At 39.5% G+C, this 22,837-nt stretch carries 23 protein-coding genes; 15 read left to right on the top strand and 8 right to left on the bottom strand.

The features are described 5' to 3' along the window. Positions 1 to 213: 213 nt before the first annotated feature. Positions 214 to 834, bottom strand: a complete 621-nt coding sequence (locus ACFX4I_RS04415) for a YktB family protein (RefSeq protein WP_230304031.1) — start codon at positions 832 to 834, stop codon at positions 214 to 216. A gap of 193 nt (positions 835 to 1,027) precedes the next feature. On the opposite strand from ACFX4I_RS04415, the gene ACFX4I_RS04410 reads away from it, so the two are divergent. Next, positions 1,028 to 1,225 (top strand): hypothetical protein, encoded by a 198-nt coding sequence (locus tag ACFX4I_RS04410; RefSeq protein WP_034314018.1) that lies wholly within the window; start codon positions 1,028 to 1,030, stop codon positions 1,223 to 1,225. 408 nt (positions 1,226 to 1,633) lie between these two features. Next, positions 1,634 to 2,437, top strand: coding sequence for an inositol monophosphatase family protein (locus tag ACFX4I_RS04405; RefSeq protein WP_309519233.1), 804 nt, complete (start codon positions 1,634 to 1,636; stop codon positions 2,435 to 2,437). A 77-nt stretch (positions 2,438 to 2,514) separates the two neighbouring features. Here ACFX4I_RS04405 and ACFX4I_RS04400 read toward each other — a convergent pair whose 3' ends face one another. Continuing rightward, entirely contained in the window at positions 2,515 to 2,697 is a 183-nt protein-coding gene (locus tag ACFX4I_RS04400; protein ID WP_034314013.1) for a YlaF family protein, read from the bottom strand. Positions 2,698 to 2,821: 124 nt separating this feature from the next. Between ACFX4I_RS04400 and typA the strand changes: the two genes are divergently transcribed. The 3 genes from typA to ACFX4I_RS04385 are packed head-to-tail and all read left to right on the top strand — an operon-like array spanning position 2,822 to position 5,289. Beyond that, a complete protein-coding gene (typA, locus tag ACFX4I_RS04395; protein WP_230304029.1) occupies positions 2,822 to 4,669 on the top strand; it encodes a translational GTPase TypA in 1,848 nt (615 codons plus the stop codon). A 22-nt stretch (positions 4,670 to 4,691) separates the two neighbouring features. Continuing rightward, a complete protein-coding gene (locus tag ACFX4I_RS04390; protein ID WP_133348402.1) occupies positions 4,692 to 5,000 on the top strand; it encodes a YlaH-like family protein in 309 nt (102 codons plus the stop codon). 4 nt (positions 5,001 to 5,004) lie between these two features. Beyond that, positions 5,005 to 5,289, top strand: a complete 285-nt coding sequence (locus tag ACFX4I_RS04385) for a hypothetical protein (protein WP_230304037.1) — start codon at positions 5,005 to 5,007, stop codon at positions 5,287 to 5,289. A 39-nt stretch (positions 5,290 to 5,328) separates the two neighbouring features. Here ACFX4I_RS04385 and ACFX4I_RS04380 read toward each other — a convergent pair whose 3' ends face one another. From ACFX4I_RS04380 to ACFX4I_RS04370, 3 genes are all read right to left on the bottom strand, one after another. After that, positions 5,329 to 5,760, bottom strand: a complete 432-nt coding sequence (locus tag ACFX4I_RS04380; RefSeq protein WP_377419329.1) for a hypothetical protein — start codon at positions 5,758 to 5,760, stop codon at positions 5,329 to 5,331. After that, positions 5,744 to 5,944, bottom strand: a complete 201-nt coding sequence (locus tag ACFX4I_RS04375; protein ID WP_072272690.1) for a YlaI family protein — start codon at positions 5,942 to 5,944, stop codon at positions 5,744 to 5,746. Before ACFX4I_RS04375 ends, ACFX4I_RS04380 begins: the two co-directional genes overlap by 17 nt. Before the next feature lie 160 nt (positions 5,945 to 6,104). After that, complete coding sequence (locus ACFX4I_RS04370) at positions 6,105 to 6,704, bottom strand: YhcN/YlaJ family sporulation lipoprotein (RefSeq protein ID WP_230301199.1); 600 nt, start codon at positions 6,702 to 6,704, stop codon at positions 6,105 to 6,107. Positions 6,705 to 6,971: 267 nt separating this feature from the next. Here ACFX4I_RS04370 and ACFX4I_RS04365 point away from each other — a divergent pair, with 267 nt between their 5' ends. Beyond that, positions 6,972 to 8,303, top strand: a complete 1,332-nt coding sequence (locus tag ACFX4I_RS04365; protein WP_230301198.1) for a PhoH family protein — start codon at positions 6,972 to 6,974, stop codon at positions 8,301 to 8,303. Positions 8,304 to 8,367: 64 nt separating this feature from the next. Here the strand turns inward: ACFX4I_RS04365 and ACFX4I_RS04360 are convergent, their stop codons facing one another. Continuing rightward, the gene (locus ACFX4I_RS04360) at positions 8,368 to 8,871 is read right to left on the bottom strand and encodes a peptidyl-prolyl cis-trans isomerase (protein ID WP_230301197.1); all 504 of its coding nucleotides are present in this window, start codon (positions 8,869 to 8,871) and stop codon (positions 8,368 to 8,370) included. Positions 8,872 to 9,092: 221 nt separating this feature from the next. Here ACFX4I_RS04360 and ACFX4I_RS04355 point away from each other — a divergent pair, with 221 nt between their 5' ends. Then, entirely contained in the window at positions 9,093 to 9,374 is a 282-nt protein-coding gene (locus ACFX4I_RS04355) for an Fpa/YlaN family protein (RefSeq protein WP_034313996.1), read from the top strand. A 629-nt stretch (positions 9,375 to 10,003) separates the two neighbouring features. Beyond that, a complete protein-coding gene (pyc, locus tag ACFX4I_RS04350; RefSeq protein ID WP_377419327.1) occupies positions 10,004 to 13,441 on the top strand; it encodes a pyruvate carboxylase in 3,438 nt (1,145 codons plus the stop codon). Between the two features lie 189 nt (positions 13,442 to 13,630). On the opposite strand, the gene ACFX4I_RS04345 is transcribed toward pyc, so the two are convergent. Beyond that, positions 13,631 to 14,617: a COX15/CtaA family protein gene (locus ACFX4I_RS04345; protein WP_377419325.1), complete on the bottom strand. Its 987-nt coding sequence runs from the start codon at positions 14,615 to 14,617 to the stop codon at positions 13,631 to 13,633. A 601-nt stretch (positions 14,618 to 15,218) separates the two neighbouring features. Here ACFX4I_RS04345 and cyoE point away from each other — a divergent pair. The 7 genes from cyoE to ACFX4I_RS04310 all read left to right on the top strand — a co-directional run bounded on the left by cyoE (position 15,219) and on the right by ACFX4I_RS04310 (position 22,080). Further along, on the top strand, positions 15,219 to 16,157 hold the full coding sequence (cyoE, locus tag ACFX4I_RS04340; RefSeq protein WP_377419323.1) for a heme o synthase: 939 nt from the start codon (positions 15,219 to 15,221) through the stop codon (positions 16,155 to 16,157). Between the two features lie 253 nt (positions 16,158 to 16,410). Next, positions 16,411 to 17,493, top strand: coding sequence for a cytochrome c oxidase subunit II (coxB, locus tag ACFX4I_RS04335; RefSeq protein ID WP_098371109.1), 1,083 nt, complete (start codon positions 16,411 to 16,413; stop codon positions 17,491 to 17,493). Positions 17,494 to 17,517: 24 nt separating this feature from the next. Continuing rightward, on the top strand, positions 17,518 to 19,389 hold the full coding sequence (gene ctaD, locus ACFX4I_RS04330; RefSeq protein WP_377419321.1) for a cytochrome c oxidase subunit I: 1,872 nt from the start codon (positions 17,518 to 17,520) through the stop codon (positions 19,387 to 19,389). Then, positions 19,389 to 20,018 carry a cytochrome (ubi)quinol oxidase subunit III gene (locus ACFX4I_RS04325; RefSeq protein WP_098371107.1) on the top strand — a complete coding sequence of 210 codons (630 nt, stop codon included), beginning with the start codon at positions 19,389 to 19,391 and terminating at the stop codon, positions 20,016 to 20,018. Before ctaD ends, ACFX4I_RS04325 begins: the two co-directional genes overlap by 1 nt. Before the next feature lie 3 nt (positions 20,019 to 20,021). Next, positions 20,022 to 20,357 (top strand): cytochrome c oxidase subunit IVB, encoded by a 336-nt coding sequence (gene ctaF / locus ACFX4I_RS04320; protein WP_230301194.1) that lies wholly within the window; start codon positions 20,022 to 20,024, stop codon positions 20,355 to 20,357. Between the two features lie 151 nt (positions 20,358 to 20,508). Then, positions 20,509 to 21,411 carry a cytochrome c oxidase assembly factor CtaG gene (gene ctaG, locus ACFX4I_RS04315; RefSeq protein ID WP_377419319.1) on the top strand — a complete coding sequence of 301 codons (903 nt, stop codon included), beginning with the start codon at positions 20,509 to 20,511 and terminating at the stop codon, positions 21,409 to 21,411. A 207-nt stretch (positions 21,412 to 21,618) separates the two neighbouring features. Continuing rightward, on the top strand, positions 21,619 to 22,080 hold the full coding sequence (locus ACFX4I_RS04310) for a DUF420 domain-containing protein (protein WP_179891037.1): 462 nt from the start codon (positions 21,619 to 21,621) through the stop codon (positions 22,078 to 22,080). A gap of 112 nt (positions 22,081 to 22,192) precedes the next feature. Here ACFX4I_RS04310 and ACFX4I_RS04305 read toward each other — a convergent pair whose 3' ends face one another. After that, on the bottom strand, positions 22,193 to 22,555 hold the full coding sequence (locus ACFX4I_RS04305) for a YugN family protein (RefSeq protein ID WP_214790434.1): 363 nt from the start codon (positions 22,553 to 22,555) through the stop codon (positions 22,193 to 22,195). Between the last annotated feature and the right edge of the window lie 282 nt (positions 22,556 to 22,837).

Below are 22,837 nucleotides of genomic sequence, written 5' to 3'. Positions count from 1 at the left end.
AAAGGCGCCGAGGAGGCTCCCGGACCGCCCGCGGAAAGCGAGTGCCTGGAGAGGAAATCAACGTTCAAATTGTACAAGCCATAAAAATAGACAAACTCGATTTTCATCGAGTTTGTCTACAGTCTGAAAGGAGGGCCATTAAGGCTCTCCTTTTTTCTTAACCAGTTTAATTGAAGGCATCCGATATTCAATCCGAATACGAAGCAACTGTGTTTAATTTAATTGATATAAGGGTAAAAGGTGTTCAAACGCATCTTGAATGGTTTGAATGAAATCATCATCTTTTAACTTAATGGCGTCATCACGGGAAATTTTTATACCGCAAAGGATTTCGGATTTTTTTACAGTTTGCAAACGAGTGAACATTGAATTCAATTCATCTACTCCAAGACCATCATGAGTGATGACATCAGGTTTTGTATGGTCCATTGACCAAACATAATGGGAGGGAATGCTATTCACTAATCGGCCTGCCTGCTGCTCCAGTTGCTTTCCGATTTCAATTTTATTAGGGGCTTCATAAATCACGGCATACCAGATGAACATATGCGTTTCCCATAACCCAATTTGGAAATGCGGCATCATTTTATAACCTCTGCTATTGGCAGCGAAAGCAACCCAAGTATCTTTAGGAGGATTCACTGACCGTCTAGCATGCTTTGCAACGTGAGGGTGCATTTCATCGCCGGTCATAACTGACAGTTTTTGAGAAAAGTGCTCTCCAAGTGCTTGTAATTTGGGCTGGATCCGTTCTTTTAAAGCATCCATGCGCGGTTCCAATCCATCAATTTTAAAAACATCAAAATCATCTGCTGTAAAACTTGCTATATTCATTTTCATCTCTCCTACCGTAATATCTGCACATATTGTAGCATAAGTAAAAGTAAAATTTAAAAAATAAGATTTGGGTTGGCATGTAAAATTCCTTATAGGTTATAGCACAAATTAGTTGCTATTTGAGGTAGGAAGTCATATGATGAAATAAATTCAGAAAATTACGTTAATTGATGAAGGGAGAATGTTAATTATGAAACAAGTCATGAACCAAGCATTAAAAGCTAAAGAAGTTGAAAGACATAGAGCTGCAGTGTTAAGGATGGAAATGGACTATGAATTAGCAACCCTTTTTGAAGCAATTGGTGAAGAGAATGACCAAAAGAGGTCACAATGCAAGCAAAGGCTAGAACGCATCCGCTTGGAATTGTTGAAACTGAAAGCCTTGTAAAGGATTGGCTGCAGAGATCTTGAAGGAGAATGAATAAAGGAAATGAATCAATTTCAATACAAGGAATTTTATTATAGATGAACGGACACTTTATTTTATAAAAAAATAATGTGTCCGTTTTTCATTAAATGTCCAATATATATAAGGTAGTATATTATTTTGTCCGGGTCCCTTTAATAAGGAAGGGAAACGTTAAGTCAAAGTGGTTTGAAAAGTATTTGTGCTGGCTAGCTCATAATTGCTAAACCGATTAATGGATGGGTGGTCTAGGAACCTTCTTTCCTCATGTGTTAAAAAAACTGGAAAATTTAAGATGTTAAAAACTTGAAGGCAAGCTATATTTGCTTTAATCTTTAGAAGAGGATCATTTTAATGTAGTTTCTGATCATAAAGGACGGGGATATTATAATGGCATCGGTTAAGGAAATGGATACATATGCGAAGTTATGGATGAAAGAAGCGGGTACTAGGCTTAGGGCGTCCTTTAAAACCAAGTTGAATATTGAAATGAAAACGAATCCGAATGATTTGGTTACTAATATGGATAAGGGGATAGAAAAGTTTTTTTGCGAAAAAATTAACGAAGTTTTCCCTGAACATCGGATATTCGGGGAAGAGGGAATGGGCAATGATATTAAAGACCTAAAAGGTACTGTGTGGATCATCGATCCAATTGATGGAACGTTGAATTTCATTCATCAACAGAGGAATTTTGCAATTTCCCTTGGGGTTTATGTGGATGGCATCGGAAAGATCGGCATGGTTTATGATGTCTTTAGTGATGAATTATATCATGCGATTAAGGGGCAAGGAGCATTTCTGAATGATCAAAGGCTGCCATCTCTTGAAGAGGCATCAGTAAGCAAAGCGATAATTTCCATTAATGCAAGCTGGGTAACGGAGAACCGAAGGATCGATCCGAGTCTTTTGGCACCGCTAGTTCGGGATGCAAGAGGGACACGTTCTTATGGCTCCGCAGCATTGGAGCTGGCTTTCGTCGCAGCTGGAAGGATTGATGCATACATAACCATGAGACTCATGCCATGGGACTTTGCAGGAGGAGTTTTACTGGTTGAGGAAGTGGGCGGGGAAGTTAGTAATATTAAAGGTGACAAATTGGATTTTTTAGAAGGCGACTCACTTTTCGTATCTAAACCAGGGCTCCATAAAGAAGTATTCGATAAATACTTATCAGGAAATTCCAGCCATTAGTATCAAGGCCTAAATATAAAATGCTCATTTTGAAATAAATAAAAAAAAACTCGCTGTCTGTCAGCGAGTTTTTTATATTATAACTTCCCGGCTTCGCGCAATTTCTTCTTCTGAGTGAAACCGAACCCCATGATTCCGCAAAGAATGACGATTGCAGCTAATATTCCAATCAAGCTCTTCTCGGCAATGAAGATGCCAATGGAGCCAATGCTGGATGTTGCCAGTACCGCTAATATTAAGAAATTCCATTTAATGTTCATTAATATCACCCCTAATATATCTATTGTACATAATTTCTGTATTTGTTTCTAGTATGTTTGTGATATAATATGTAAGCTAATACTAGTGATACGTTTTACACAAACTTTTTTAGGAGTGAATTTTTTGAAATTAAGAGAAAATATTCGTAATATAGCCATCATCGCCCACGTTGACCATGGTAAAACGACGTTAGTGGATCAGTTGCTTAAGCAATCTGGTACTTTCCGTGAAAATGAACATGTGGAAGAACGTGCGATGGATTCTAATGCGATTGAAAAAGAACGCGGAATCACGATTCTTGCGAAAAATACAGCAGTTCAATACCAAGATACAAGAATCAATATTTTGGATACACCTGGTCATGCCGACTTTGGTGGTGAAGTGGAACGGATCATGAAAATGGTTGATGGCGTTCTTCTTGTCGTTGATGCATATGAAGGCTGTATGCCGCAAACTCGCTTCGTGTTGAAAAAAGCATTGGAACAAAAGATTACACCAATCGTTGTCGTGAATAAAATCGATAAAGATTCTGCACGTCCAAATGAAGTGGTCGATGAAGTAATTGACTTATTCATCGAACTAGGAGCTGAAGAAGAACAGTTAGACTTCCCAGTTGTCTTCACTTCAGGTATTGCTGGTACTGCAAGCTTGGATTCAGATCCTGCTAAACAAGAAAAAGACATGACCCCACTTTTCGAAACAATCGTCGAAACGATCCCAGCACCAATTGATAACTCAGATGAACCGCTTCAATTCCAAGTGGCTTTACTTGACTATAATGATTATGTAGGACGTATCGGGGTTGGCCGTGTATTCCGCGGTAAAATGCATGTAGGTCAACAAGTTTCATTAATGAAACTTGATGGAAAGGTTAAACAATTCCGTGTAACGAAAATCTTTGGTTATATTGGCTTGAAGAAAGTTGAAATCCAAGAAGCCGTTGCCGGTGATTTAATTGCCGTTTCAGGTATGGAAGATATTAACGTAGGGGAAACGGTTTGTCCGACTGAACATCCTGATGCCCTTCCAATTCTACGTATCGATGAGCCAACATTACAAATGACTTTCCTTGTAAATAACAGCCCATTCGCAGGCCGTGAAGGTAAATTCGTCACAGCTCGTAAAATTGAAGAGCGTTTGAAAAACCAATTGCAAACGGATGTCAGCTTAAGAGTCGAAAATACTGATTCTCCGGATGTCTGGATTGTTTCAGGTCGTGGGGAGCTTCACCTTTCCATCCTGATCGAAAACATGAGACGTGAAGGTTATGAACTGCAAGTTTCTAAACCGGAAGTTATCGTTCGCTTGATTGACGGTGTCCGTTGTGAGCCGGTTGAACGTGTACAAATCGACGTACCTGAGGAGCACACTGGTTCGATCATGGAATCAATGGGAGCCCGTAAAGGTGAATTGTTGGATATGATCAATAGCGGAAGCGGTCAAGTTCGTTTACTGTTCACGATCCCAGCTCGCGGACTTATTGGATATTCAACTGAGTTCTTAACGATTACACGTGGATATGGTATCATGAACCACTCATTTGACAGCTACCAACCAATGGCACAAGGTCAAGTCGGCGGAAGACGTCAAGGTGTACTTGTTTCCATGGAATCAGGGAAAACTACACAATATGGTATTATGCAAGTAGAAGACCGCGGGGTTATTTTCGTTGAGCCAGGTACGGATATTTATGAAGGCATGATCGTCGGGGAACATAACCGTGATAGCGATTTGACTGTCAATATCGTTAAAGCGAAACAAATGACAAATATGCGTTCAGCAAATAAAGACCAAACTTCTTCCATGAAAAAACCAAGAATCATGTCACTTGAAGAAGCTCTAGAATATTTGAACGATGACGAGTACTGTGAAGTAACTCCGGATTCAATCCGTCTTCGTAAAAAAATTCTTGATAAAAACGAACGTGAAAGAGCAGCTAAAAGAAAAAAAGTTGCTGTTGAAGAAAAATAAATAGCAAGAGGAGGAGAAAAGATTGGATATCCAAGAGCGATTATCATTTTTTGCAGCATTGTACAGAGTGGATGAAAATCCTGAAGCGGGAATGTGGTATTTATATTTGACGGTCTTTGGATTATGCATCCTAGTCTATCAGTTAGGTTTTGCCAAAAAGTTACCTTTGCTAAAAAATGTGGTCATTTATGCGGTAATGGCACTTGGATGTACCCTTCTTTCTTTCTTTGCGGTGTTTCTTCCTATGGGGGAAGCATTAGTCATCGCTTCGCTTGTTCTGGGGATTTATCGAATCCGTCTTCATAATTCGAGAAAAGAAGAACAGGCTTAAGATGATGAAATCATTACAGGATGCTTTATACAATTGGTTGACGATCAAAGTTGTCTGTGATGCAAGGCCTGATGATACTGCAGCACGTGATACAGAAATGTTTTTCATGCAGATGCTGAAAGATGATCATCAGGTGATAATCGATTCGGTTTCAAAAACAGAACCTTTTTATTACGTCGAGTATGTTTTGGGGGACGAAATGAAAAAGCAACGTTATCCGATTGAATTGATTGATATCATGTTAGACCAAATACAGTTAGAGCCAGATAAGTATAAAAATATCGAGTAATGATAAAAAGAACCGTGCGATAATACGCACGGTTCTTTTTTATATTGCTTTGGGGAGGAAAAGTCCGTAAACAAGATGTAAGATTGTCCACAAAAAGAAAGCTGTCAAATCAGAAGGAAGGACAGCTTCTGTTTTCGACAGCGTCGATAATGGGAAGTAAAGCATGATAGCAGGAATGATGGTTAAAAAAGCGAGTGTGTATTTGTTCCAATTCCTGAAAATCTTCAAAGGATGAAGAATATGAACGTAACTGAACGAAACTGCCAGTGAGAATATGAGATGGAAAAAGAACAATGATGCCTCACTCCAGGAAACAGCTCCGATTACAGGAAGGAAATCCACATTCAATAGGAGCTTATACACTTGTTTACCGGAAAATATTTCGACCCACTTCATTATCAATCCAAGCAGAATTCCATTGGTGAGACCAATCAGGAAAACTTTATAATTTATTCTACCATTCATCTTCATTTTTGATTGTCCGGTAAAGACGGAAGTTTCCGGTTGCAATCCGTTCGTTCGTACGCTCTTCTATGCGTTGGTTGCATGTATTGCACATATAGGTATGTATAGGGCGGTTGCGAAGTTTCTTAGCTTCTGGGCTATCATCAGGTATAGATTCAATTTGATCGCATATTACACATTTAACCTTCATTTTAGTTGAACCTCACTTCAATTTGAATATGCTATTAAGTATACCAATATTTTTATGGTAAAACGAGGATAAAGTGAAACTAACATATGAACGTTAACGTTACTTGGTTCATGGCGGATAAAGACAAAAAACCCGAAGATTGACTTCGGGTTAGGGATATTCATTCTTTAAAGTGATTGGATTGATCATTTTGCTCTTTATCGAGTTCTTTTCTTTCCGTTTTATCATCAAGTTTATTTTTTTCCTTTTCAATGTTCTTGGACGGCGTTGGGGTTAAAATATCACCAGGAACCTCAGGAATGACCCGACTTGTGATGTCAGCCAGTTCATTTAGTATCCCGGTTACCGGTTTACCGTCTTTAATGTCTCTGGCCACCTCCCTGATCCGCTCATTTATATCAGGGTCAGCGACGATGAGGGCATTTGCACCTTCAGGATCATGTTTTAAAGTTTCTCCAACTGAGTACTTTATCGTTCCGACCTGTGACCGCTCAATATCTTGGTCGATATCTATTCCGACGATGGCATATTTGCCAAGTACGACTGCGGTGGCATCGTTCACCTCGGGAATGGATTTAGCCAAACCGGTGAGTCTTTCCGCTGTTTGCTGACCTGTATTTCTGTCTGCTTCCTTAATGGTCGAGTTATTGACTTTCGTTATATTGTTTTTCGCATTATTTTCAGACACTTCATTTTTATTATCCATTGAGCAACCTGTCATCAACAGAACAGCAGCGAGCGACAATATGAATTTTTTCAATGTGCAACCTCCTTAATGTTTTTTGTTGGTTCCAGCATGTCCACCAATGCCTAAGTCTGATTCATGTAAGTATAAAAAGCAGCCAAACATGTTGTCATCAATGTTTGGGATAGCATTTTTTGCTGGAAGTTTTCTTTATAGTCTGTAAATGTTCTTCTATCTTTATGCAAAGGAACATATATTTTATCAACAGTCTCGTCCGCTACATAACTTCTGAGTGTAGTAAATGGTAAGGCATATCCTAAAGAGCAGGCAGGAGGCGTCATATTGGGGAAAAAAATCTATGTTTTAGATACGAATGTCCTGTTGCAGGATCCGTACTCGATTTATTCATTCGAAGATAATGAAGTTGTCATTCCGGCAGTCGTATTAGAAGAATTGGATTCGAAAAAACGGTATATGGATGAAATCGGAAGGAATGCCAGGCAAGTATCGAAATTGATCGATAGCTTTCGTGAAAAAGGGAAGCTTCATCAGAGCATTCCGCTTCATAATGGAGGCAGCATAAGGATTGAACTCAACCACCGTTCATTTCATAAGCTTCAGGAAATTTTTGTGGAGAAAACGAATGATAACAGGATATTGGCAGTCGCAAAAAATTTATCTTTGGAAGAAGAGACGAAGGAAGATGGAAAAACGGTCATTTTGGTAAGCAAAGATACTCTAGTAAGGGTTAAAGCCGATGCCATCGGACTTGATGCGGAGGATTTTTTAAATGATCGTGTCGTAGAACTGGACCATATATACGCTGGGCACAAAGAAGTGTTTGTTTCGATTGATAATCTGAATAAGTTTTATGAAAAAAGTTTTCTGGCACTGGAGGAACTGACAAAAGACTCATATTATCCAAATCAATTCCTGTTGATGAAGGACACGCTGGGGAGTTCAGCTTCTGCGATTGGGATAGTGGATGAGAACTGCAGGCTAGTCAAGAAATTGATGTATGAAGGGGAACATATTTGGGGAATTAAACCGAGAAATGTTCAGCAGACGATGGCCCTGGATTTATTGCTTCGTTCGGATATCCAGCTTGTGACGCTCATTGGTAAGGCGGGGACAGGCAAGACTTTATTGGCATTGGCTACAGGATTGATGCAAACTGAAGATTTGTCACAATATAAGAAACTTCTGGTTGCCAGGCCGATTGTTCCTGTTGGTAAAGATATTGGTTATCTGCCAGGGGAAAAAGAAGAAAAATTAAGACCTTGGATGCAGCCCATTTTCGATAATCTCCAATTTTTATTCAATACGAAAAAACCTGGGGAATTGGATGCCATTCTAGCTGGCATGAGTTCGATTGAAGTGGAAGCCCTGACCTATATCAGGGGAAGGAGCATCCCGGATCAGTTCATCATCATCGATGAAGCGCAGAACTTAACAAAGCATGAGGTCAAGACCATCTTGACGAGAGTCGGGGAGCGAAGCAAAATTGTATTAATGGGAGATCCGGAGCAAATAGATCATCCTTATTTAGATGAATATAATAATGGTTTGACCTATGTGGTGGAAAAATTCAAGACAGAGCGCATTGCCGGCCATGTAAAATTGATAAAAGGGGAAAGATCTGGATTGGCCCAACTCGCAGCTACGCTTTTATAATCCAATCGGCAAGGGATGTCCCTTGCCGATTGTTCTAAAGTTTTTGGTAAGAATGGACTAAGTCTTAATTAACAGTGAAAGACCGTACATTTTTTATCGGATCATTGATGTTGGAAGCGTCTCCGAAATAAATTACCATAGGGCCGCCCTCAGATATTTTAAGCGGCTTTCCATCCTTGGAAAAGCCCAGGAAAAATTCAAGTGCCGTTTCCAACGGGAATGTAAGCTCCTCATCATCGGTTGTAACGATGACTTCAGTTACCCCATTTTCAGGTTCGGCATTTTTTAAAAAAGGTTCAAAAGGGATGCCGAAAGTCCCTTCCAGCAATCTTTGCTTCTCGAACTTTCGTTCGGTTTTTATTGTGGGTGGCATTATTGCGCCTTCCTGTATTTCTTTTTGCCAATGTTTGGAGGCGGCAATCGTATATTCTTCTAATTCATTGACTTGGACTTTTTCAGCGTGGAAATATGTATCGATTTCAACTTTACGGTCATCAAAAATCCATACTCCAGGATCTAGCGTAATTGGATATTTCACTTTTCCATTTATAAATACGATAGGTTCCAAATATCTCATTCCTTTCTGTTGCTCTTTAATGATTATAATCAATTATAATTGAAATGTCACATCTACAAGATGGTGAACAATTTCCATGGCTGGATATATTGATTTGAGAGGTGGCAGTGATATCCCAATGGCAAATTGTTTGTCAATGTCCTTGCTTTTTCACAAAACTAAAGGTAGAATTTAGAGATAAGATTTAATCGCTCTGAGCGGGGGGATTTAACATGGCATCTGATATGCTTGTCAATCATCGAGAAAAAGCTTATGCTTTATTAAAAGCAGATGCTGACAAGATTCTAAAACTGATAAAAGTTCAAATGGAAAATCTCACTATGCCTCAATGTCCTTTATATGAAGAGGTACTTGATACACAAATGTTCGGCCTATCACGAGAAATTGATTTTGCCGTACGCTTAGGTTTGGTAGAGGAAACCGAGGGTAAATCCCTTTTGGAGACCCTTGAACAGGAATTGTCAGTTTTGCATGAAGCATCATTAAAAAAATAATAGATAAAACATACTAACTCAAACAAATCTCGATGATTGTTTGAGTTTTTTATTTATATACATAATTAATAGTGACATACTATATCAAATAGTGACATACTAATTAATCCGTTGAAGCTCAATTGAGTTTTTTGTTTTTGTTTTTTTATTTTTTTGAATTTTCGATGTAATGTTTAATGGTTATCTTCCCATTTCCAATTTCTCTATCAATCATTAAATATGTGGGATTTTCCAAGCGAATGCCTTTGATTAACAATGGGATCGTTAGTCGGAAAGGCAGAGCTAATTCCTTGTTTTTATATACGAATATATGTAATTTTTTATTTTTTTATTGTATTCAGTTAATTTTAGTATTATGGTTATATTAATAGAATGTTAAATCAAATTGATAATATATTATTATAGCTAAATTTTCATTTGCTATTGGGGCAAGGCTCTTTTTAGTCTTTATCGGATGTAAAAAACGAAAATATAAAATATATCGAAATAATTACATCCGCAATAAAATGAGCTTGATCAGAATGGTCTCCTTGGTTGGGATATAAATTCTTGAATAAAAAGTGGTGAAAGTCTTTCACGCTTTTTTTCTATATATTCAATAAAAATACATATTGATTAGGGTGGTAGCAATGGGGAAACGTATAGAAAAAGTACTTGCGGCAAATCGTGGAGAAATAGCGATACGGATTTTTCGGGCATGTACGGAATTAGACATTCACACAGTTGCAATCTATTCAAAGGAAGATTATGGTTCTTATCACCGATATAAAGCGGATGAGGCATATTTGGTTGGGGAAGGTAAAAAGCCGATTGATGCATACCTGGATATTGAAGGTATAATTGCGATCGCCAAAATGAGCGGAGTCGATGCGATTCATCCCGGATATGGTTTCCTTTCAGAAAATATTGAATTTGCGAAACGTTGTGAGGAAGAAGGCATAATCTTCATCGGACCAGAATCAAGACACCTAGATATGTTTGGTGACAAAGTAAAAGCCAGAACACAAGCTGAACTGGCTGATATTCCGGTTATCCCTGGTAGCGATGGACCGGTGACCAGTGTTGAAGAAGTAAAGGAATTTGGTGAACAATACGGTTTTCCAATTATCATAAAAGCCTCTTTAGGCGGCGGCGGACGCGGAATGCGGATTGTCGAAAAAATTGAAGAAGTTGAAGAGGCTTATGATCGCGCAAAATCAGAAGCTAAAGCAGCTTTTGGCAATGATGAAGTCTATGTAGAGAGATTCATTCAAAATCCGAAGCATATCGAAGTTCAGATTTTGGCTGATACTCATGGGAATATCGTCCATTTATATGAACGTGACTGTTCCGTTCAGAGACGGCATCAAAAAGTTGTGGAAGTGGCACCTTCCGTTTCCCTTTCCGAGGATTTAAGGGAAAGGATTTGTGAGGCAGCCGTCAAGTTGGCAAAAAATATTGATTATGTAAACGCTGGTACGGTCGAGTTCCTTGTCGCAAATGGCGAATTTTACTTTATTGAAGTCAATCCACGGGTTCAGGTTGAGCATACCATTACTGAAATGATTACGGGCATTGATATCGTTCAATCCCAAATCATGGTAGCTGAAGGGCATGAACTCCATGGCAAAAAGATCGGGATTCCCGAACAGTCAGGAATCAAAACACATGGATATGCGATTCAATCACGGGTGACGACTGAGGACCCTTTGAATAATTTCATGCCTGATACCGGGAAAATGATGGTTTACCGTTCCGGTGGAGGATTCGGTGTTCGTCTGGACGCTGGGAATGGATTCCAAGGTGCGGTCATCACACCATATTATGATTCCCTTCTCGTGAAACTTTCTACTCATGCGCTTTCATTTGAACAGGCAGCTTCCAAAATGGTTCGTAACCTTAAGGAGTTCAGGATCCGTGGTATTAAAACAAATATCCCCTTCCTTGAAAATGTTGTAAAACATGAAAAATTCATAAATGGGGAATATGATACATCATTCATTGATTCAACACCGGAATTATTTAGCTTCCCAATTAGAAAAGACCGTGGGACAAAAATGCTTTCATATATCGGAAATGTGACCGTGAATGGATTCCCGGGAGTCGAGAAAAAGAAAAAACCTGTTTTTGATCCAGCTCCAATTCCGAATGTTGGTGGCCTGCCGCTTATCTCGGGTACAAAAAATATACTTGAAGAGCAAGGTGCAGAGGGACTGGTCAAATGGATCAAAGAACAGAAAGAGGTATTGATCACAGATACGACTTTCCGCGATGCACACCAATCTTTACTGGCGACGAGAATTAGGTCGAAGGATATCCTTGATATCGCTGAGCCTACAGCAAAACTACTTCCTGATTTATTTTCAATGGAAATGTGGGGCGGGGCAACTTTCGATGTCGCATATCGATTCTTGAAAGAAGATCCATGGGACAGGCTGTTAAGTTTCAGGAAAAAAGCACCTAATGTCTTATTACAAATGCTTTTAAGGGCTTCAAATGCAGTTGGTTATAAAAATTACCCTGATAATGTCATTCGTGAATTCGTAGAGAAATCAGCGGATGCAGGTATTGATGTTTACCGTATTTTCGATAGTTTAAACTGGGTTAAAGGGATGGAGATCGCTATAGATGCTGTCCGTCAATCTGGCAAAATTGCCGAAGCGGCCATTTGTTATACCGGGGATTTGAATGATCCATCACGCAGCAAATATAATATCGACTACTATAAAAACATGGCGGTGGAATTAGAACATGGCGGTGCCCATATTTTAGCAATCAAGGATATGGCTGGTCTCTTGAAACCGGATGCTGCTTATCGCCTTGTATCGGAACTGAAAGAAACGACATCCCTTCCGATCCATCTGCATACTCATGATACAAGCGGAAATGGAATTTACATGTATTCGAAAGCGATCGAAGCTGGTGTGGATATCGTTGATACGGCGATTGGTTCTTTAGCTGGACTGACTTCGCAGCCAAGTGTACAAACACTTCATTATGCGTTGGAGGGGTCAAGCAGACAGCCTAAATTGGAAGTCAATTCACTAGAGCGTTTAGGAGAATACTGGGGAGAGGTCAGGAAATTCTATCATGACTTCGAAAGCGGCATGAATGCACCGCATACCGAAGTTTACAAACACGAAATGCCGGGCGGTCAATATAGCAATCTGCAGCAGCAAGCCAAAGCAGTAGGGCTGGGGGACCGCTGGCATGAAGTGAAAGAAATGTACCAGCGTGTCAATGTAATGTTCGGCGATATTGTTAAAGTAACTCCTTCATCCAAAGTTGTTGGGGACATGGCTTTATTCATGGTACAAAATAACCTGTCTGAAGAAGATGTTCTGACAAATGGAAAATCCATCGATTTCCCTGATTCAGTCATAGAGTTATTTGAAGGCTATCTAGGTCAGCCAGTTGGGGGATTCCCTAAAGAGCTTCAGGAAGTTATCCTGAAAGGGAAGAAACCTATCACAGTAAGACCGGGTGAATTATTGGAAGAAGTGGATTTTGCAGCTCTTAAAGAAGAATTATTCAAGGAATTGGGACGGGCAGTCACTGATTTCGATGTGCTTGCATATGCCCTATATCCAAAAGTATTCTTGGACTACAATAAAACGATTGAGCTGTTTGGTGATGTTTCCAACCTCGATACCGCAACTTTCTTATATGGTATGAGGCTAGGGGAAGAGATCGAAGTTGAAATTGAAAAGGGTAAAACGCTCATCGTAAAATTGGTTTCAATCGGTCAGCCATTGGCTGATGGAACAAGGGTTGTGTATTTTGAGTTGAATGGTCAATCACGTGAAGTGATCATCAAGGATGAAAACGTTAAATCTTCCGTTGTATCAAAAATGAAAGCTGACCCTAAAAATAAAGAACAACTCGGTGCGACAATGCCAGGTACGGTTATTCGTGTAGTGGTCGAGAAAGGCGATCAGGTCAAGCAGGGTGATCACCTGATCATTACGGAAGCGATGAAAATGGAAACTACCGTGCAAGCACCATTCTCCGGGACCATTAAGGATATTTATGTAAAAGATGGAGAAGCGATCAGTACTGGAGACTTATTGATTGAAATAACTAAGTAATATCGCTGACTGTGACCTTGTGAATGATTTGGGGCATATGGGGTAGGCTTAAGGTTTTAAGCTGCCCTATACCCTCTTTATAGGCAATGTACGGTCATTGAAATTCCCTATAAGATAAAACAAAACCACCATTCCCGGGAATGGTGGTTTTGTTTTATCTTATTATATTATTGATTGAACAATCAGACATTAACGGGCGGGTACCGATGGCGTTATATCCTGCTCATCCTGTCCTTTGACAGAGTGCGCGGAATTCTTTTTTTTCTTGGCCAGGGCATTTTTTTTGCTTCTTGATGTCAATAGCATCAAATAGCTCATTACACCAAAAAAGCAGGCAATGAATAATGCGTGTGTCAGTGCGATATATAAGTTTTGCCTTGAGAAAATGATAAAGGCTCCAGCGGTAACTTGTAAAAATACGAGAATGAATGCAGTAATCCAACCGCCATATAACACTTTTTGATTTTTGTAATGTTTTTTTGCGATATAAGCCACATATGATACCCAAATGAAAATGGCGCCTGCCATTGCACGGTGCCCCATCTGAATCCATTCATAAAGGTTGGAGGGGAGTGCAAGACTGTCATTTACGCATAAAGGCCAATCCTTACAGATAAGACTTGATTCTGTATGCCTTACAAGAGCACCTGTATATACGACCACCAGACAAAAAATCAATACGCCAATAATATGGAATTTCATTCGTTTGTCAACTATAAGTTTTTCTGCTTCGAACTTCTTGTCCACTTCAAAAATCAACAGTGTCAGTAAAAAGACGGCAGCAAAGGAAATGAGCGATATGCCAAAATGAAGGGCAAGGACGAAATCGGATTGGGACCAAATGACGGCAGCGGCTCCGATTAACCCTTGTAGTAACAGAAAACCAAAAGAAAGGACGGATAAGAAACGTGCTTCACGGATATGGCCGATTTTTTTCCAAGACATATACGATAATATTAAAACAAGGAAACCTCCAGCACCTGAAACGAGTCGATGGGAAAGCTCAATGACCAATTCAACCGTGATTTTGTCCGGGATCAATTGGCCATTGCACAATGGCCAGGACCTGCCGCATCCCATGCCGGAATCCGTCTTCGTGACTAAAGCTCCACCAAGTAAGATGAAAAGCATTACAACCGTTGTTAAAACAGCAAACCATTTAAGAGACGATTTCACTAGTAGCCCCACCTTTTTCTCTGTAGCAAATTAGGGTTGTTCCATAAAATTAATAATAGCATAAGACTTTTCATAATATTTGTCGAACTTCCTCGATATTACACAAAATAGAATGATTTTACAAGTTCAGTTAATTTTATAACTATTAATTAAAATGCCTGAAATAGTTGAAAGTTACAAAAGACTTTGATAGAAATAAAGGGAGTGTAAACCTTCAAGTAGGAGCAAAATAGGGATAGAGCCTAGGGGATGATGATAATAGCATATTATTCATGTTCTTGATGAACATCATACAAGAGAAGCAAATTATTGAGACACAAATTGGTCAAAAAATATCCGAAATATTTTCACAAAAGCTTCCAAAAATGTGTTTTAATATATTGAAGAAATGATTTTACTAAATTTTACTGTTATTAAGCATGATATTAAGAATGATAGCTCTCGATGGATTCCATTGACAACGGTCATTGGTAAATAATTTACTTTTTGTTTACGCTTCCTTGGTTACAAATATCAAAAAGTATGAAATAATGTTCTATAGCATATGTAAGTTTTTTTTTGCATTTGCGTCTGTTTTGAATGATTTAAAGGAGGAAAACAAATGTCAGAAACAAGGGGTTTGTCAGAAGCTGTCATGGAGGACAGTAAAGCCGCCCTTCAATCGGATATACCTGAAACAACAGCTTGGAAGGATTTTCTCGCACTTATAAAAGTGGGGATTGTCAATTCAAATATAATTACAGCTTTTACCGGCGTGTGGTTAGCTCTTCATTTCTCGGGGCTTAGCTTCTTACACAATTTAGATGTAGTGTTTTATACACTTGCAGGTTCGGCGCTCATAATGGCGGGATCTTGCAGTTTCAATAATTATTATGACCGTGATATCGATCATTTAATGGAAAGAACGAAAAATCGCCCAACGGTAACTGGGAAAGTACAGCCTTCAAAGGTATTGGCATTAAGTTTCGGTTTAATTGCTGCAGGGCTGATTTTACTTGCATTGACTAATATGATAACTGCCATACTGGGAGCATTCGGCGTCTTCGCCTATGTTGTTTTATATACAATGGTTTTCAAACGTAGATTTGTCTCGAATACGATTATAGGCAGTATATCCGGAGCGGTGCCTCCACTTATCGGATGGGCTGCAGTCGACCCGGGCCTTGATAAGATCGCCTGGGTCCTGTTCGCGATCATGTTCTTATGGCAGCCTCCTCATTTTTATGCACTTGCAATGAGGCGTGTCGAAGAATATCGTGCAGCTGGGGTACCCATGCTTCCGGTAGTAAAAGGGTTCAAGGCGGCAAAAAGATCGATTATGCTATGGATCGTCTGTTTAATGTTCATTCCTTTCTTTTTAACTCCATTAGGAACTCCGCTAGTTATTCTTGCTGCATTATTGAGCACGGGTTGGCTTATTTTGGGGATTAAGGGGTATAAAAAGAAAGATGATGTTAAATGGGCAACATCCATGTTTGTATATTCTTTAAATTATATGACCATTTTATTTGTAGCGATGGTTATTGTCACTCTCATCTAGTTTTGGTTTAAATAAGCTGGCGGCCTGTTCCTTTACAGGCTCCAGCTTACTGATAAATAAAGCACCGACCGCCATTCATACATATTAACGGAACCAACGGGGTCATACATAAGAGCGGTTACATGAATCTTCTTAATAATTCCTTAGATTAGGGATTCTTTCTTTTTAGAAATTGACATAGAGAGAATATTCGCAATTGCGCCCATTTTTATTTTTGTGAGAAAATTTTGACGAAAGAGGGGTTTCTGAAGCTATGAAAAAAAGGCTGCACAAATGGCGCCTGATTGCTCTGCTGGGTATTGTAGGACTTGTCCTTTCGGGCTGCGGCGAACCATTTCTATCCGCGCTGAAACCAGCAGGTGATGTTGCGCAATCTCAGTATGACTTACTGATATTGAGTACACTAATCATGGTACTGGTTATTATTGTTGTGATTATTTTGTTCGTTGTAGTTTTACTACGCTTCCGTCGGAAGGAAGGCGACGAAACAATACCGAAACAAATTGAAGGAAGTCATAAACTTGAAATTATCTGGACTGTTATTCCTATCCTTCTTTTAATTGTTCTGGCTGTTCCGACCGTTGTCACGACTTTCGACTTAGCCGACACAAAGGCAATGGATAAGAAAGATAAGGATGGAAAAACGAAGGATGCACTTGTCGTGAATGTTAGAGCAAACCTTTATTGGTGGGAGTTTGAATATCCAGACCTCGGCGTTGTAACAAGTCAGGATTTGGTTGTGCCAACAGATCAAAAAGTGTACTTCAACTTAACTGCTTCAGATGTTAAGCATTCATTCTGGGTACCGTCTGTCGGAGGAAAGATGGATACAAATACAGAAGGGGTCAATCAGTTTTTCTTAGAATTCGATAGTAAAAAGGCAGAAGATTCGAACAACTTATTCTACGGAAAATGTGCTGAACTTTGCGGTCCTTCACATGCTTTGATGGATTTTAAGGTCGTACCGAAGTCTAAAAGCGATTTTGAAGCGTGGACTAAAGATATGAAAGCAGCGAAGGAACCTGTCGTTGAAGGTGATCTAGCCAAACAGGGTGAAGATGTCTTTAATAAAAGCTGTATAGGCTGCCATGCGGTTACACCAAATGACAGCAGGCCTGAAGCAGCTCGTCAGGCTCCGAATCTTGCTACATTCGGTGAGCGTCAAAAAGTAGCTGGCGTATTGGATCACACGGAAGAGAATGTGAAAAAATGGATCAAGGATCCTGAGAAGTATAAACCGGGCAACACGATGACCGGTACTTACGGCGAACTTTCAGATTCAGATATTAATGCACTGGCAGCTTATCTATTGGAGCTTAAGGTGGAAGACAAATAGAACATTGATTAGGGAGGTTAAATCGTGAGTACGTACGCTAATAAAAAAGGATTTGGCGCTACGGTTTGGGATTATCTGACGACGGTAGACCATAAGAAAATCGCCATTTTATATCTTATCTCTGGCGGGTTATTCTTTGTAATCGGCGGTTTGGAAGCGATGTTTATCCGTATCCAGCTGGCAATCCCAAACAATGATTTCGTAAGTGCCGGATTTTATAATGAAATTTTGACCATGCACGGTACGACTATGATATTTCTGGCGGCCATGCCGTTAGTGTTTGCTGTAATGAATGCGGTTGTACCATTACAGATAGGGGCACGTGATGTTGCGTTCCCATTTTTGAACTCGTTAGGTTTTTGGTTGTTTTTCTTTGGCGGAATCTTTCTGAATCTTTCATGGTTTTTAGGGGGGGCTCCAGATGCAGGCTGGACATCGTATGCATCACTTTCCCTGCACTCCGAAGGTCATGGCATTGATTTTTATGTCCTCGGATTACAAATATCAGGTTTTGGAACACTAATTGCAGGGATCAATTTCCTTGTAACCATTATTAATATGCGTACGCCTGGTATGACATATATGCGTATGCCGCTGTTTACCTGGTCAACTTTCGTCGTTTCTGCATTGATATTATTCGCTTTTCCTCCGCTTACCGTGGGATTGGTGTTAATGATGTTCGATCGGATGTTTGGCGCGAATTTCTTTGATGTAGCGGCAGGGGGAAATACGATTATTTGGGAGCATTTATTCTGGATATTCGGTCATCCGGAAGTTTATATCCTGATTCTTCCGGCGTTCGGTATTTTTTCCGAAATTTTCGCTACATTCTCCAGAAAAAGATTGTTTGGTTATTCATCGATGGTATTTGCAACCGTTTTAATCGGTTTCTTAGGTTTCATGGTTTGGGCGCATCATATGTTTACCACTGGTCTAGGTCCGATTGCAAATGCAATCTTTGCCGTGGCGACCATGGCTATCGCGGTACCGACAGGTATTAAGATATTCAACTGGATTTTTACGATGTGGGGAGGAAGCGTCAAGTTCACGGTTCCGATGCTTTATGCAGTTGCCTTTATCCCTACATTTACAATGGGTGGCGTGACAGGCATCATGCTCGCATCTGCACCTGCTGATTATCAATACCATGATAGTTATTTCGTTGTTGCTCATTTCCACTATGTAATCGTCGGTGGGGTTGTATTAGGTTTACTGGCTGGAATCAATTTCTATTGGCCGAAGATGTTTGGAACGATGTTAAGCGAAAAATTGGGGCAGATCACATTTTGGACTTTCTTGATTGGTTTCCATTTAACATTCTTCATTCAACATTTCTTAGGTTTGATGGGGATGCCTCGTCGCGTATTTACATTCTTGGACAATCAAGGTTTAAATACAGGTAATATGATTAGTACTGTTGGAGCCTTTTTGATGGCATTTGGTGTCTTGGTTATGGTCATCAATATCATCATTACATCTGTGAAGAATGAAAAAGTCGGCAATGATCCTTGGGGGGATGGCCGTACGCTGGAATGGGCCATTCCATCACCACCGCCTTTTTATAATTTTAAACAACTGCCGCTAGTCCGGGGATTAGATCCTTACTGGGTTGAAAAAATGGAAGGGAAAAAGGAAATGACTCCTGCAGAACCACTTGGAGATATCCATATGCCTAATTCATCCATTCTTCCTTTAACGACTGCTTCCGGTTTATTTATCGCCGCATTCGGTGCTTTATACCATATGGATGATAAGACTTGGACCCTGCCTATAATAATAGTGGGACTTTTGGTAACATTTGGTTCAATGTTTATCCGTTCCGTTAAAGACGATCATGGGTACCATATTCATAAAGAAGACCTTATGGACGATAAAGACAAGGGAGGTAAGGCATAATGCAGACAGATGAAAGATTCACGGATGCTACCTGGCCTGCTTCTCCCGAGAAAGCGACTTTAGAAGGTAAAAATAAGTATTTGGGATTCTGGTTGTTTCTTGGTGGAGAGACGGTATTATTCGCCTCATTATTTGCAACTTACCTAGCATTGAAGGATAAAGTTCCAAATGGTGATGCAGCCCTAGCTAAAGATTTATTCGAATTACCCCTTACTTTTGTAGCAACCATGCTGTTATTGACCAGTTCATTGACTAGTGTGTATGCGATGTACCATATGAAAAATAACCACTTTAAACAAATGCAGGCTTGGCTTGTGATTACGGTTGCACTTGGTTTAGGTTTTCTTGGACTCGAGATTTATGAATTTAATCACTATGTTCATGAATTCCATCATACATTTACGAGCAGTGCCTTCGGCTCCGCGTTTTATACGTTAGTTGGTTTTCACGGAGGGCACGTTGCATTCGGTTTGGCTTGGATCATTTGTCTTATGGTGCGTAATGCAGGAAGGGGCTTGAATTTGTATAACGCTCCTAAATTTTTTGTTGCGAGTCTTTATTGGCATTTCATTGACGTAGTCTGGGTGTTTATCTTTACTGTCGTATACTTAATGGGAATGGTGGGATAACTGATGGCGAATGAACAATCAAATTCAGCGAACCCGAATGTCGATTTAAAATATCGCCGTAAGAAAAATGCTGAAGAGATGAAACACCAAGTGATATCATTTACACTTATGATTTTCTTTACATTACTTGCTTTTGCTGCAGTAGGAATTGATGGTTTTTCACATTGGTTCATTAAGCCAGTCATTTTGCTGCTGGCAGTAGTACAAGTGATTTTCCAATTGTATTATTTCATGCACATGAAGCATAAAGGGCATGGCACCATTGCATTGTTCTTATTTTCCGGCCTTGCAGTCGGCTTGATAACTGTCCTTGTGTTCACAACGATTGTTTGGTTATAAACCATAAAGAAAATCGGCTATTGAATGATAGCCGATTTTTCTTTATGTGGTGATTTTCCAGAAAAATAATCCAAGTTTATCTATATTTGTTACAATGTTTCACTTTAGGTATAATGAAAGTAAGAAAAAGTTTATGAACGAGGTGATTTTTTTGTCTATTGATATTTTCGGATTTCGCGCTTTGTGGAGTCCTTATTATTTTGCCGCCCTCGTACTTATAACCGTAGGCTATTTTTGGCTGGTGACAAAAAAAAGTGAGAAGTTTCAGGGCAGTTCATCGCTTTCCGTTAAACAGGCAACTTATTTTTTGATAGCCATGTCCCTCCTTTATGTGGTAAAAGGATCCCCACTGGATTTATTGAGCCATATCATGTTCAGTGCACACATGTTTCAAATGGCACTGCTTTATCTTGTGATTCCGCCTTTATTTATCATTGCGATTCCAGATTGGCTTATGAGAACTTTCATAAATTCAAGGGGTGTGAAGACGTTATTTCAATTTTTTACGAGACCTCTTGTCGCCCTTTTACTATTTAATGTTCTTTTCTCGCTGTACCATATCCCGTTAGTGTTCGACTATATCAAAACGGGGATGTGGATTCATGCGGGCTACACGATCCTTTTATTTACGACTGCTGTTTTGATGTGGTTCCCGCTTGTCAATCAGCTGCCCGAACGTGAAAGTCTATCAGGTGTGAAAAAAGTAGCTTATATATTCGGCAGTGGCATTCTAATGACCCCTGCCTGCGCTTTAATCATTTTTGCTAATGATCCGATGTATGATACATTCACCAATGCGGAATCTTGGGCCAGTGCGATGGAACTTTGCGTTCCGGCTTCAGAACTGTCAGGTTTAACGCTCAGCGGCCCAGAAATGTTCAATGGACTGCCATTGCTTGAAGATCAACAGCTTGGCGGGGTTTTGATGAAGGTAATTCAAGAAATCGTTTTAGGCTATGTATTGGGTGTCATTTTCTTTGCTTGGTTCAAAAAGGAAAATGGCGGCCAAAATGATATCGATCCGATACCTTCGGATTTTCAGACTGTAGAATAATTGTACGATAAAAGACTTGTCTTGGGGCGGACAAGTCTTTTATCTGCCTTTTCTTGATTTTCGATTTAAACCAAATAGCCAGTGATTTGACTTGCCTATTCTATAAAAGTGAGCATTCTGTTAATAATCCTTGATTTTATTGAATTTTATGATTGCCTCTTATAAAATGGTAGTTGATTAATAAATATAGAGAGGACTACAATTCATATGTCTTTACCAATCCTTCCAACGATAAGTACAGCCTTCATTGTATTAAGTGCCATCACTGTTGCAATTGGCTGGTATCAAATTAAACAACGCAAAATCGAGACCCATAAAAAAACCATGATGGCAGCTGCGGTTTTTGCAGTAATCTTTTTCACTATATATCTTTCCCGGACGGTCTTCATTGGTAGTACGTCATTTGGCGGACCCGCTGACATTAAAATTTATTATACGATTTTTTTGATTTTCCATATAACGCTTGCAACAACTGGAGCTGTTTTGGGGATCATCATGCTTACCACTGGGTTTAAAGGTAAATTCGCCATTCATAAAAAAATTGGGCCTGCGACAAGCATCATTTGGTTTTTCACTGGGATTACTGGAGTAGCTGTTTACATCCTGCTTTATGTCATTTATCATGGCGGCGAAACAACATCTTTAATAAAGGCGATCCTAGGATTTTAAATAACGAAAAAAGCCTGGTGCAAAATAAGCATCAGGCTTTTGTAATGGATATAAAATAAGAGAGCATCACACATGATCCTCTCTCTTTGTACCTACTTTTCACTAACGGCTTTTACAGGCCGTTGAATTGTGTAAGTTCTTCTTTGATTTGAGCGAGGATTTTTTCACTTTGTTTAACTAGTGATGCAGGGAAATCCTCTCCTTCACCATATTCAACTCCGTGTGGATAATAGTGTTTTCCTAATAGAGGAACCATTAGTTTGATGACGGCCCTGTGAGCGCCTACATCGCCCTCTGTAGCATAGCCAAGTATTCTCAGGTAAAACGTGCCTTCTTTTAAGTCGAACCTACGATCGTAACTGACTCTTTCGTAATCCCATTGTTCTGCACGTATTAACCCATATTGCGGCATTAGGTCATCTAATCGGTTTAAGTCGGCTGTGATGTTTTCGATTCCAAAGCTTTCAAATTTCACGAGTAGTACCTCCTATGTTTACTATTGAGAATTAAAATGACATACCGGGAAAATATTATGTACATGAATATATTAAAAATCTCCAAGTATGTTTATAATATACCATTTTATCCTATATTTTATAATAGTACGAAATGGTGGAAGTTGCAATGAACTCAACCATGGTATTTTAATCATTCGCAAAAGTTCCATTTTTTAAATAAATTTAATGAAGGGACAGTCTATCGTAAATTAGAAAATTATGATTGAACAGTGATATAATCAGGTAAGAAAGGTTTTTGC

The sequence above is a fragment of the Peribacillus sp. YIM B13472 genome (assembly GCF_042788005.1).
In the GTDB taxonomy this organism is placed as follows: domain Bacteria; phylum Bacillota; class Bacilli; order Bacillales; family DSM-1321; genus Peribacillus; species Peribacillus simplex_E.
The sequence above is the reverse complement of the archived record's forward strand: the minus strand, read 5'-3'. Positions and strand labels throughout refer to the sequence as shown.

Coding starts and splice junctions, on each gene's coding strand:
- ACFX4I_RS04355 (WP_034313996.1), top strand. CDS start 9,093: ATGGCATCTGATATGCTTGTCAATCATCGAGAAAAAGCTTATGCTTTA.
- ACFX4I_RS04385 (WP_230304037.1), top strand. CDS start 5,005: ATGAAATCATTACAGGATGCTTTATACAATTGGTTGACGATCAAAGTT.
- ACFX4I_RS04410 (WP_034314018.1), top strand. CDS start 1,028: ATGAAACAAGTCATGAACCAAGCATTAAAAGCTAAAGAAGTTGAAAGA.
- ACFX4I_RS04400 (WP_034314013.1), bottom strand. CDS start 2,697: ATGAACATTAAATGGAATTTCTTAATATTAGCGGTACTGGCAACATCC.
- ACFX4I_RS04415 (WP_230304031.1), bottom strand. CDS start 834: ATGAATATAGCAAGTTTTACAGCAGATGATTTTGATGTTTTTAAAATT.
- pyc (WP_377419327.1), top strand. CDS start 10,004: ATGGGGAAACGTATAGAAAAAGTACTTGCGGCAAATCGTGGAGAAATA.
- ACFX4I_RS04380 (WP_377419329.1), bottom strand. CDS start 5,760: ATGAAGATGAATGGTAGAATAAATTATAAAGTTTTCCTGATTGGTCTC.
- cyoE (WP_377419323.1), top strand. CDS start 15,219: ATGTCAGAAACAAGGGGTTTGTCAGAAGCTGTCATGGAGGACAGTAAA.
- coxB (WP_098371109.1), top strand. CDS start 16,411: ATGAAAAAAAGGCTGCACAAATGGCGCCTGATTGCTCTGCTGGGTATT.
- ctaF (WP_230301194.1), top strand. CDS start 20,022: ATGGCGAATGAACAATCAAATTCAGCGAACCCGAATGTCGATTTAAAA.
- ACFX4I_RS04405 (WP_309519233.1), top strand. CDS start 1,634: ATGGCATCGGTTAAGGAAATGGATACATATGCGAAGTTATGGATGAAA.
- ACFX4I_RS04310 (WP_179891037.1), top strand. CDS start 21,619: ATGTCTTTACCAATCCTTCCAACGATAAGTACAGCCTTCATTGTATTA.
- ACFX4I_RS04325 (WP_098371107.1), top strand. CDS start 19,389: ATGCAGACAGATGAAAGATTCACGGATGCTACCTGGCCTGCTTCTCCC.
- ACFX4I_RS04375 (WP_072272690.1), bottom strand. CDS start 5,944: ATGAAGGTTAAATGTGTAATATGCGATCAAATTGAATCTATACCTGAT.